Below are 10231 nucleotides of genomic sequence, written 5' to 3'. Positions count from 1 at the left end.
TGGGGCTGGTCCTGGGTGCCTTCGGAGCGGGGGAAGAACTCGTACCAGGCGCCGTGCAGGGCGCGTTCGCGTTCCACCAGCAGCGGCAGGGTCTGGGAGGCGGTGACGAACTCCCGCAGCGGATGGCGGGCCAGCACCGCGTCCACCTCCGGCGTCAACGCCGCCGCCAGACGGGTCGCGACCGGCAGCGAGTCGTCGCGCAAGGTCTCCGCCGCGGCCAGCACCGCGGCACGCCCCGGACCCTCGGGCACACCCGCGGCCAGCTTCTCGTGCAGGTCGCCGCCCTCCTCCAGCACCAGTCCGGTGTCGATGCCGGCCGGGATCTTGATGCGGGCGGTGCGCCGCCACGTGGCCACCGGGTCGCTCCAGGCCTCCACCCGGTACGTCCAGTGCCCTTCGCAGGTGGGTGTGACCTCGGCGCCCCAGCGGTCGGAGCCGGGGGCCAGTTCCCGCATCGGCGTCCACGGGCCGTGCTGGCCCTCCGGATCCGTCAGGACGACATTGGCGGCGACCGCGTCATGGCCCTCCCGGAACACGGTCGCGGTGACCTCGAACGTCTCCCCGACGACCGCCTTGGCCGGGCGCTTTCCGCACTCCACCGCCGGGTGGACGTCCCGCACCGGGATGCGGCCGATGGCCGGAATCGAACTCATGGGTCTCACCTCCGCCGTGCTGGAGACCGGGCCTTCTGCCCGGTCGAGGGATACAAACTGCGACACATGCGTTGAGCCGCAGGGGGATCTACCTCCCTGCGGCGAAATGCTGTTGTGCCTGCGGGGGCCCGCGCCGCTCGGCCGCACCCGTTCGGGGCCGATCGTTCTGCTCCCGGAGATAGGCGCCCAGGGTGGACCCCAGATAGCGCTCGGCGGCGTCCGCGGCCTCGCGGGCACAGCGCTTGCCCATCAGCACGCACAAGGTGTAGCCCGAGTCCTCGAAGGTGGCGCGCACCGCGCGGTCGGCGGGGGACGCGAGCATGACGCGTTCCCAGGCCCGGTACCGCCGCAGTTGCCGGGCCACTTCGGCTTTGGCCGGTAGCAGCATGACGCCTTCACTTTCTCCGGGGCTCGATCGCACGTCTCCCGACCGTCGGGCGGCGGCCGCGCGCGTGGGCACGCACGGCTCCGTTACGGGTCTCGAGGTCTTCACACATGGTGCACGGACGGCGACTCAGCGTCTTGTTGGATCTTCAACCATGTCTGGCGGGCGCCCCCCACCTCGGGTTCGCTCGTGTTGCACGAATGGTCTAGTTCGCCCACTCTTGAGGTGACTCAGAAGCGATCAACGCTCACGCTTCGCGTTCGGGGCTCGTCCCACAGGGGCGAGAAGGAGCGGGAGCTTCGCGGGTGAGGAGCCAACGAAGATGAAGACCGCAGTGCCCTGCTACTACCACCTCGATGTGGAAGTCAGCCCCGAACGGGTCGGACAGGTACGGCGCATCCTGGCCGCGCATCTCCGGCTCTGGGACCTCGAGACACTGGTCGAGCCCGTCTGCAGCGGCGCCGAACTGCTGCTGCAGGCCATCGACGAGCACGCCACGGACAAGAACACATCGGTCGAGATGTGGTGGAACGGACAGCATCTGATCACCGCCGTGGGGGAGAACGACTGCGACCTGCGTCCCGACCAGGACCTGCGGACCTGTCTGCAGCGGATCGCCGCGATGAGCGACGGCTGGGGCTGCTGCGCCACGGACACCGGCAGCAAGGTCATCTGGTTCTCGCAGCGGGCCCGGGCCGGCGAACGGGTGCCCCTGGTGCCCCTGGCGCCCGCGCCGAGCCTGCGAGAGGTGCTCCAGGTGCCTCGCGCGATGCCGGCCCTGGCTCTCGCCGGGCGGGTGCGCGAGGCGGACGGCATCCTGGAGGATGCCCGGTGACGGCGAAGCGCCGCCGCAAGCCAGGGGTGCCCGTCTGGAGCGGGCACCCCTACCCATTGGGTGCCTCCTACGACGGGAACGGCACCAACTTCGCGCTCTTCAGCGAGGTGGCCCAACGCGTCGAGCTCGTCCTCGTCGACGACGGCGGCGAACGCCGCGTCCCGGTGACCGAGGTCGACGGCTTCGTCTGGCACTGCTACCTGCCGGACATCGGGCCGGGACAGCGCTACGGCTACCGGGTGCACGGCCCGTGGCATCCGCAGCTGGGCCACCGCTGCAACCCGGCGAAACTCCTCCTCGACCCGTACACCAGGGCCGTCGACGGGCAGGTGGACAACCACGCCTCCCTCTTCGAGCGCGCCCCGCACGGCCGGTCCCGGTCGGACAGTGCCGGGCACACCATGCTCGGCGTGGTCACCGACCCGGCCTTCGACTGGGGTGACGACCGGCCGCCGCGCCAGCCGTACGCCGACAGTGTGATCTACGAGGCCCATGTACGGGGTCTGACCCGCACCCACCCGGACGTCCCGCCCGAACTCCGCGGCACCTACGCCGGACTCGCGCACCCCGCGGTCGTCGAGCACCTGACGAAGCTGGGCGTGACCGCGGTGGAGCTGATGCCGGTGCACCAGTACGTCCAGGACGGAGTGCTGCAGGGCCGCGGCCTGTCCAACTACTGGGGCTACAACACGATCGGCTTCTTCGCCCCGCACAACGCCTACGCCGCCCACGGCACCCGCGGCGGACAGGTCACCGAGTTCAAGTCGATGGTGAAGGCGCTGCACGCGGCGGGCCTCGAAGTCATCCTCGACGTCGTCTACAACCACACCGCCGAGGGCAACGAGAAGGGCCCCACGCTCTCCTTCCGCGGGATCGACAACGCCTCGTACTACCGTCTGGTGGACGGCGACTGGGGCCATTACTACGACACCACCGGCACGGGCAACAGCTTGCTGATGCGCCACCCCTACGTACTCCAACTGATCATGGACTCGCTGCGGTACTGGGTCACCGACATGCACGTCGACGGCTTCCGCTTCGACCTCGCGGCCACGCTGGCCCGGCAGTTCCACGAGGTGGACCGGCTGTCGGCGTTCTTCGACCTGATCCAGCAGGACCCGGTGATCAGCCGCGTCAAGCTGATCGCGGAGCCGTGGGACGTGGGGGAGGGCGGTTACCAGGTGGGGAACTTCCCGCCGCTGTGGTCGGAGTGGAACGGCAAGTACCGCGACGCCGTACGGGACTTCTGGCGCGGCGGTGAGCACACGCTCGGCGAGTTCGCCTCCCGGCTGACCGGCTCCGCGGACCTGTACGCGCACAGCCGGCGCCGCCCCCGGGCCAGCGTCAACTTCGTCACCGCCCACGACGGATTCACCCTGCGTGACCTGGTCTCGTACAACGACAAGCACAACGAGGCCAACGGGGAGGGCAACCGGGACGGGGAAAGCGCCAACCGGTCCTGGAACTGCGGCGTCGAGGGCGACACCGACGATCCGGGGGTGCTGGAGCTGCGCGCCCGCCAGCAGCGCAACTTCCTGGCCACCCTGCTGCTCTCGCAGGGCATCCCGATGATCGGTCACGGCGACGAACTCGGCCGCACCCAGCGCGGCAACAACAACGCCTACTGCCAGGACAACGAGGTCTCCTGGGTCGACTGGGAGCTGACCGAGGCGCAGCGGGACCTCGCCGAGTTCACCCGGTATGTCATCGCACTGCGTGCCGCCCACCCGGTGCTGCGCCGCCGCCGGTTCTTCCGCGGCGAGACCGCGACCCGGCCGCGCCGGCCGCTGCCGGACCTGGTGTGGCTGGCGCCGGACGCGCAGGAGATGACGGACGAGGACTGGCAGCGCTCCGATGCGCATTCCGTCGCCGTGTTCCTCAATGGTGACGCCATCGCCGAACCCGATCCGTGCGGCCGTCCCGTCGTGGACGACTCGTTCCTGCTCCTGCTGAACAGCTACTGGGAACCGGTGGAGTTCCGGCTGCCGGACGTCACGTACGGCGAACGCTGGACGACCGTGATCGACACCGCCGTCCCGCAGGGCGGACCCGACGAGACCGAGCACAAGGCCGGCTCCCGTATGTCCGTCGAGGCACGCAGTCTGGTCCTGCTCACCCGCCCCTCCCGCACGGCCCGCTGAGCCCTGGACGGCACTCGGCCGCGCTCAGCGCTCGCGGCGCGAGGTGACCGTGAACTGCGCGCCGTCGGCGTCGCGCAGCACGGCCTCGTCGCTGCCCTTCGACAGGACGCTGCCGCCGTGCACCTCGGCGGCCCGTACACAGGCCGCCACGTCCTCGACCGCGAAGTGGATCTGCCAGTGGGGCCGGATGGTGGGGTCGGGCGCCGCCCCCAGCGCCCCGGACTCGATGCGCGCCACGACGGCGCCCTGGCTGCGCAGCACCACCTCGCCGCCCTCGTACTGGACCTCGCAGCAGCCGGGCCGCTCGGATGCCCAGTCAAGGACCTCGCCATAGAAGATCGCGGCGTCGAAGGCGTCGCGAGTGTGCAGTCTGATGAAGGTCGGGGCCGCGTGCCGCCACTTCTCCCAGTCGGCGACCAGCATCCCCTCCCAGATCCCGAAGGTCGCCCCGTCCCGGTCGGCCAGCAGGGCCGCCCGTCCCGGCGGGAACGAGATCGGGCCGACCGCGGCCGTCCCGCCCCGCTCCTGGGCTCGCGCCGCGGCCTCGTCCGCACTGGGCACGGCGAAGTACGGCGTCCACGCCACCGCCATCTGCCACATGTCGGCGACGGCGGCGATCCCGGCCACGGGCGTGCCGTCCACCAGGGCCATCCGGAAGCGGTCGCCGAGCTTGGCGGAGCGCCACTCCCAGCCCAGCACGGCCCCGTAGAAGTCCTCGGTGGCGTCGACGTCGCGACTGGTCAGGCTCACCCAGCACGGCGCCCCGAACACGGAGGCCGAGGTGACGATGCGCGTCACGCCGCGCGGGCGTGAGGAGTCGTGGTTCATGGCAGTTGCGTCCTGGTCTCGTCGATCGGCAGCCACCGGTCTGGTACCAGTGTCCAACCGGAACCGCACGATGCGCCTGCCGAGTACCCCGTGAGGGGGGCCGAAACGGGGTGTCGTGGCGGTCCGCCACCGGTGGCAGCGGGCCGGGTGAGTGCCACTATGGAGAAGTGGCACAGGTACCGCATGAACCTGCGGACGAGACGGATCGCATCTTCGCGCTGCAGGAAGAAGTCGATCAGCTGAAGGAAGCCATCGTCTCGCACGCCGTCGTGGACCAGGCGATCGGGATGATGGTCGCGCTGGCCCGGGTGACGCCGGACCAGGGATGGGCAGTGCTGAAGGACGTCTCCCAGCACACGAACATCAAGCTCCGCAATGTCGCGGAACTCATTCTCATCTGGGGACGCCACGGGGGCCTGCCCCCGCAGCTCAAGGCCGAACTCGAGGACGCCCTGGACCGCTACGGCCCCACACAGATCCCCGAGGCCCCGCCGGAGTGGTGAGGCGAGGGGGCCCGCGTGCGGCCGAACGGCGCAACGCTCAGCGGCTCTCCGTGAGGAGCTCCGAACGGAGCTGATCGAAGCAGCCGCTGAGCAGCCGGGAGACATGCATCTGCGAGATGCCGAGCTGCTGGGCGATGCGGCTTTGTGTCATGCCTCCGAAGAAGCGGAGATACAGGATGGTGCGCTCGCGCTCCGGGAGCGCCTGCAGACAGGGCCTGACCGCCACGCGGTCGACGACGATGTCGTAGGCCGGGTCGGGGCCGCCGATCGCGTCCGTCAGGGCGTACCCGTCGGTGCCCGGCATCTCGGCGTCCAGCGACAGCGCGGTGAAGCACTCCAGGGCTTCCATCCCGGTGCGCACCTCGCCCTCGCTCAGGTGGGCGTGCCGGGCGATCTCGGCGACGGTCGGTCTGCGCCCGGGGGTCGTCTGGGACAGTTCCTTCGCGGCCTGCCGCACCCTGTTGCGCAGGTCCTGGACCCGGCGCGGCACATGCAGCGTCCACATGTGGTCGCGGAAGTGCCGCTTGATCTCGCCGGTGATGGTCGGCACCGCGTACGCCTCGAAGGCGTGGCCGCGGGCGGGGTCGTAGTGGTCGACGGCCTTGACCAGTCCGAGGGCCGCGACCTGGTACAGGTCCTCCAGGGATTCTCCGCGCCCCTTGAACCGGACGGCGATCCGCTCGGCCATCGGCAGCCAGGCCTGGACCAGTTGGTCCCGCAGCTGTCTGCGTTGCGGCCCTTCGGACAGCCGTGCGAGCCGGGCGAAGGCCTCGGCGGTGTCTGGGGCGTCGTCGTGCGGATGGGGTTTCGTGCTGGCGCTGGCGACACGCATGGTGCGCACCTCCGTGAGGCGGTGCATGGGGGACGGGCGCCGTGGGAGATGCGGCTCGGACCTGCGGAGACATCCTGGGCCCGACCGGCTCCCACGGACGTGCCTCCTGTCCGAAGCACTACGTACTGATGCCCGGAATCTGTTCATCACAAACAAATGCGGACATTTTGGGCGGCCGCCGTGCACTTGACCGTCCCTTGGGTTCATTACCTCTGCTACAGAGATAATCTGCTGATGTGGAAACCGAAACCTTCCCGGACGAGCTGATCGACGCCCTCATCGGCGTCCAGCGGCTCGTCCGGCGCCGCCTGCGCCCGCAGATCGCCCCGCAGCTGCGCGGCGCCGAGGTCGAACTGCTGCGCCTGGTCGTCACCCGCCCCGGCATCGGTATATCCGACGCCGCCAAGGAGCTGTACCTGAAGGGCAATTCGGTCTCGACGCTGGTCAACCAGCTCTCCCGGCAGGGCTATCTGCTCCGCGAGACCGACCCCGCCGACCGGCGCGCCGCCCGGCTGATGCCGACGCCCGCGGCCGAGGCCCGGCTCGCCGAATGGCGCAAACGGCGCGCCGAACTCGTACGCGGCGGGCTGTCCCGTCTCGACGACACGGACCGCGAGGCACTGCACACGGTGATCCCCGCCCTGCGCAGGCTGGCCGACACCCTGCACGAGGAGGCCGAAGAGACATGACGCGGAACGCCGACACCGGGCAGGCCGAGGCCGTCACCTGCACCGGACTCGCCTACGCCTTCGGTGAGACGAACGCGGTCGACGGACTGGAACTGTCGGTGGGCGAGGGCGAGGTCTTCGGCCTGCTCGGCCCCAACGGCGCCGGAAAGACGACCGCCATCCGCTGCATCACCACCCTGCTGCCGGTCCCCGCCGGAATGGTCTGCGTGTTCGGCCACGACGCGGCAAAGGACCGGATGGCCGTACGGCGTCTGCTGGGCTACGTTCCGCAGCAGTTGTCCGCCGACGCCGGACTCACCGGCCGTGAGAACGTCGCCCTGTTCGCCCGTGTCTTCGACGTGGCCCGTGCCGAACGCGCCGAGCGCGTCGGCCAGGCTCTGGCGGCCGTCGGTCTCACCGATGCCGCCGACCGGCTGGCCGGCACCTACTCCGGCGGCATGGTCCGCCGACTCGAACTCGCGCAGGCGCTGGTCAGCGCTCCCCGGCTGCTGATCCTCGACGAGCCGACCATCGGCCTGGACCCGATAGCCCGTACCGGAGTGTGGGACCACATCAACGCCGTGCGCGCCGCCACCGGCATGACCGTGCTGGTGACCACCCACTACATGGACGAGGCCGACCAGTACTGCGACCGGGTCGCCCTGATGCACCGAGGCCGCATCCGGGCCCTCGGCACCCCGGAGGAGCTCAGGGAAGGGCTCGGGGAGCGCCGGCGCGCCGCGGGTGCGGCGGCCACCGACCCGCTGCCCACCCTGGAGGACGTCTTCCGTGACGTCGCGGGCAGCGGACTCGACGACCAGGCAGGAGGTTTCCGCGATGTCCGAAGCACCCGCCGCACCGCGCACCGCGTCGGCTGACCCCACCCGCGCAACCGGCATCGACCTGTTGCTGAAGCCGCCCCGGCCGCGCGCGGGCTGGCGGCTGCTGCCCGCCCGCGTGTTCGCGATGTGCGCCGTCGAACTGCAGAAGCTGCGCCACGACCGCACCGAGCTGTACACCCGAGCCGTGCAGCCCGCCCTGTGGCTGCTGATCTTCGGTCAGACCTTCACCCGCATCAAGGCGATCCCCACCGGCGGCATCCCCTACGTGGACTACCTGGCACCCGGCATCATCGCCCAGTCCGCGATGTTCATCGCCATCTTCTACGGCATCCAGATCATCTGGGAGCGCGACGCCGGCATCCTGAACAAGCTGCTGGTCACGCCGACCCCCCGCTCGGCCCTGATCACCGGCAAGGCGTTCGCGGCCGGAGTGAAGTCCCTGATCCAGGCCGTCGTCGTCATCCTCATCGCAGCGGTGCTCGGAGTGGCGCTGACCTGGAACCCGCTGAAGCTGCTCGGCGTCGCAGCGATCGTGGTCCTCGGATCCGCGTTCTTCTCGTGCCTCTCGATGAGCATCGCCGGCATCGTCCTCAACCGCGACCGCCTCATGGGCTTCGGGCAGGCCATCACGATGCCGCTGTTCTTCGGCTCCAACGCCCTGTACCCCGTGTCCGTCATGCCCGGCTGGCTCCAGGCCGTCAGCAAGGTCAACCCGCTGAGCTACCAGGTGGACGCCCTGCGCGGCCTTCTCCTCGGCACCCATGCGCATGTGGCCCTCGACTTCGCGGTGCTGCTCGTGGCCGGGGCGCTCGGCATCGCCGCGGCCTCCTCGCTCCTCGGCCGGCTGGCCCGCTGACGACTGCCCGCGGAACGTGATGTGCCCCACGCACCCGTACACGTCCGTGGGGCGTGTTCCGACCGTTGTTCCTGCGCACGGCTTGATCAGTGATCAAAGGGGGTGAATGCGCTGGCCACAGCGCATTCTGCTCATTTGACAGTGCCCTGAGCGCACAGATAGGAAGCAGCTCTCTGAGGTCGATGAGGTGGACTGTGTACGAGCCGAACGTGGTCGGGGACTGGCAGGAGTACGACGAGCATGCCGGCCTGCGTGTCCGCGTCCACCGTCTGGAAGCCGCGGAGCCCCCACGCGGACGTGACGACGCGGCGGCCGGGCTGACGTACTTCAGCCTCCGGGTCACCGTCGAGAACCGCGGCAGCCGCTCCTTCGGCATCCACCTCGAGGACGGCCAGATCGACGTGCGCCTGGGCCCCGACGGGGAGGCCGCGTTCATCGACTGGCGCAACTCGCAGTTCATCGAGGGCTTCGACGTCTACCCGCTGCGCCGGGCCACCGCCGTGCTGTACGCGGCCGGCCCGGACACCTGCCTGAGCCAGGTCGACGTGCAGATCCAGCTGCGGGTCGAGGAGGAGTGGACCGACCGCCGGCTGTGGACGGGCGGCATCGGCCTGCACGAGGAGTCCGTCGGCGCCCACACGTGCGGAAGCCGGGACGGCGGCCTGGCGCACCAGGTCAGCAACTTCCTCCGCGACCAGGCCGAAGAGGGCACCGCCTGACCCCGGCCCCGTGCCGGAGCCCGCTCAGTGCGGGATGCCGTCGATGATCTCGCGGGCACCCTGACGCAGCAGCGCCACGGCCACCGACGTGCCCAGGGTGGCCGGGTCGAGCCGTCCGGCCCATTCGTGGGCGTTCAGTCGGGTCTTGCCGTCCGGGGTGAACACACACGCCCGCAACGACAGTTCGCCACTGGCCTCCACGCGCGCGTACCCGGCGATCGGGCTGTTGCAGTGGCCCTGCAGGACGTGCAGGAACATCCGCTCCGCGGTGGCCTCCTGGTGCGTGTGCGGGTCGCCGAGCGCACTGACCGCGTCGATGAGCTCGCGGTCGCCCTCACGGCACTGCAGGGCCAGGATGCCCGCGCCGATGGACGGCATCACCGTGTCCGGCGACAGCACCTCGCTGATCACGTCCTGGCGTCCGATGCGTTCGAGACCGGCCGCCGCCAGCAGCAGCGCGTCCGCCTCGCCGGCCGCCAGCTTCGCCAGCCGGCGGTTGGCGTTGCCGCGGAACGGCACGCACTCCAGGTGGGGGTGGGTGGCGGACAGCTGGGCCACCCGGCGCACCGCGGAGGTGCCGATGCGGGTGCCGGCCGGCAGCTCGTCCAGGGTGAGGCCGCCCGGGTGCACCAGGGCGTCACGGATGTCGTCCCGCTTCAGGAAAGCGGCGAACGTCGTGCCGGCCGGCAGCGGCCGGTCGGCGGGCACGTCCTTGAGGCAGTGCACGGCGAGATCGGCCTCGCCCGCCAGCAGCGCGGCATCCACCTCCTTGGTGAACGCCCCCTTGCCCTCCACCTGGGACAGGACGCCCATCCACTTGTCACCGGTCGTCTTCACCGGCACGACCTCGGTGCGCACGCCGGGATGCAGGACCGTCAACTCGGCGCGCACACGCTCCACTTGGGCCAGCGCCATGGGCGAGTCGCGGGAGACGATGCGGATCATTTCGGGGACGGACATGCGGCCACG

General features: G+C 70.5%; 12 protein-coding genes. 7 read left to right on the top strand and 5 right to left on the bottom strand.

All coding sequences use genetic code 11. From position 1 onward, the window contains the following. Positions 1-653 (bottom strand): maltotransferase domain-containing protein (locus ACWCRD_RS43330; RefSeq protein ID WP_450971176.1); only part of this gene is annotated, 653 nt, incomplete at its 3' end. Positions 654-741: 88 nt separating this feature from the next. Continuing rightward, on the bottom strand, positions 742-1041 hold the full coding sequence (locus ACWCRD_RS43325; RefSeq protein ID WP_450971175.1) for a DUF5133 domain-containing protein: 300 nt from the start codon (positions 1039-1041) through the stop codon (positions 742-744). Positions 1042-1360: 319 nt separating this feature from the next. Here ACWCRD_RS43325 and ACWCRD_RS43320 point away from each other — a divergent pair, with 319 nt between their 5' ends. Both ACWCRD_RS43320 and glgX read left to right on the top strand, forming a co-directional pair. Beyond that, complete coding sequence (locus tag ACWCRD_RS43320; protein WP_450971174.1) at positions 1361-1873, top strand: pep a2; 513 nt, start codon at positions 1361-1363, stop codon at positions 1871-1873. Continuing rightward, the gene (gene glgX, locus ACWCRD_RS43315) at positions 1870-4014 is read left to right on the top strand and encodes a glycogen debranching protein GlgX (protein WP_450971173.1); all 2145 of its coding nucleotides are present in this window, start codon (positions 1870-1872) and stop codon (positions 4012-4014) included. Before ACWCRD_RS43320 ends, glgX begins: the two co-directional genes overlap by 4 nt. A gap of 24 nt (positions 4015-4038) precedes the next feature. Here glgX and ACWCRD_RS43310 read toward each other — a convergent pair whose 3' ends face one another. Next, positions 4039-4842, bottom strand: coding sequence for a VOC family protein (locus ACWCRD_RS43310; RefSeq protein WP_450971172.1), 804 nt, complete (start codon positions 4840-4842; stop codon positions 4039-4041). Positions 4843-5009: 167 nt separating this feature from the next. Here ACWCRD_RS43310 and ACWCRD_RS43305 point away from each other — a divergent pair, with 167 nt between their 5' ends. Further along, a complete protein-coding gene (locus tag ACWCRD_RS43305; RefSeq protein WP_450971171.1) occupies positions 5010-5345 on the top strand; it encodes an ANTAR domain-containing protein in 336 nt (111 codons plus the stop codon). 37 nt (positions 5346-5382) lie between these two features. Here ACWCRD_RS43305 and ACWCRD_RS43300 read toward each other — a convergent pair whose 3' ends face one another. Further along, entirely contained in the window at positions 5383-6177 is a 795-nt protein-coding gene (locus ACWCRD_RS43300; RefSeq protein ID WP_450971170.1) for a SigB/SigF/SigG family RNA polymerase sigma factor, read from the bottom strand. Positions 6178-6413: 236 nt separating this feature from the next. On the opposite strand from ACWCRD_RS43300, the gene ACWCRD_RS43295 reads away from it, so the two are divergent. The 4 genes from ACWCRD_RS43295 (at position 6414) to ACWCRD_RS43280 (ending at position 9262) form a co-directional block, all read left to right on the top strand. Further along, entirely contained in the window at positions 6414-6866 is a 453-nt protein-coding gene (locus ACWCRD_RS43295) for a MarR family winged helix-turn-helix transcriptional regulator (RefSeq protein ID WP_450971169.1), read from the top strand. Then, entirely contained in the window at positions 6863-7723 is an 861-nt protein-coding gene (locus tag ACWCRD_RS43290) for an ATP-binding cassette domain-containing protein (protein ID WP_450971168.1), read from the top strand. The genes ACWCRD_RS43295 and ACWCRD_RS43290 overlap by 4 nt, the downstream gene beginning before the upstream one ends. Then, a complete protein-coding gene (locus ACWCRD_RS43285) occupies positions 7683-8543 on the top strand; it encodes an ABC transporter permease (RefSeq protein WP_450971167.1) in 861 nt (286 codons plus the stop codon). Before ACWCRD_RS43290 ends, ACWCRD_RS43285 begins: the two co-directional genes overlap by 41 nt. 194 nt (positions 8544-8737) lie before the next feature. Beyond that, on the top strand, positions 8738-9262 hold the full coding sequence (locus ACWCRD_RS43280; RefSeq protein ID WP_450971180.1) for a hypothetical protein: 525 nt from the start codon (positions 8738-8740) through the stop codon (positions 9260-9262). Between the two features lie 24 nt (positions 9263-9286). On the opposite strand, the gene hemC is transcribed toward ACWCRD_RS43280, so the two are convergent. Continuing rightward, positions 9287-10222, bottom strand: coding sequence for a hydroxymethylbilane synthase (hemC, locus tag ACWCRD_RS43275; protein ID WP_450971166.1), 936 nt, complete (start codon positions 10220-10222; stop codon positions 9287-9289). Between the last annotated feature and the right edge of the window lie 9 nt (positions 10223-10231).

This window comes from Streptomyces sp. NPDC002092 (assembly GCF_053593775.1).
This window is presented reverse-complemented; position numbering and strand designations above follow the sequence as displayed.

What these genes read in the sequence shown, in the direction of transcription:
- ACWCRD_RS43300 (WP_450971170.1), bottom strand. Translation starts at nt 6,177, where the DNA reads ATGCGTGTCGCCAGCGCCAGCACGAAACCCCATCCGCACGACGACGCC.
- ACWCRD_RS43325 (WP_450971175.1), bottom strand. Translation starts at nt 1,041, where the DNA reads ATGCTGCTACCGGCCAAAGCCGAAGTGGCCCGGCAACTGCGGCGGTAC.
- hemC (WP_450971166.1), bottom strand. Translation starts at nt 10,222, where the DNA reads ATGTCCGTCCCCGAAATGATCCGCATCGTCTCCCGCGACTCGCCCATG.
- ACWCRD_RS43310 (WP_450971172.1), bottom strand. Translation starts at nt 4,842, where the DNA reads ATGAACCACGACTCCTCACGCCCGCGCGGCGTGACGCGCATCGTCACC.
- ACWCRD_RS43285 (WP_450971167.1), top strand. Translation starts at nt 7,683, where the DNA reads ATGTCCGAAGCACCCGCCGCACCGCGCACCGCGTCGGCTGACCCCACC.
- ACWCRD_RS43320 (WP_450971174.1), top strand. Translation starts at nt 1,361, where the DNA reads ATGAAGACCGCAGTGCCCTGCTACTACCACCTCGATGTGGAAGTCAGC.
- ACWCRD_RS43290 (WP_450971168.1), top strand. Translation starts at nt 6,863, where the DNA reads ATGACGCGGAACGCCGACACCGGGCAGGCCGAGGCCGTCACCTGCACC.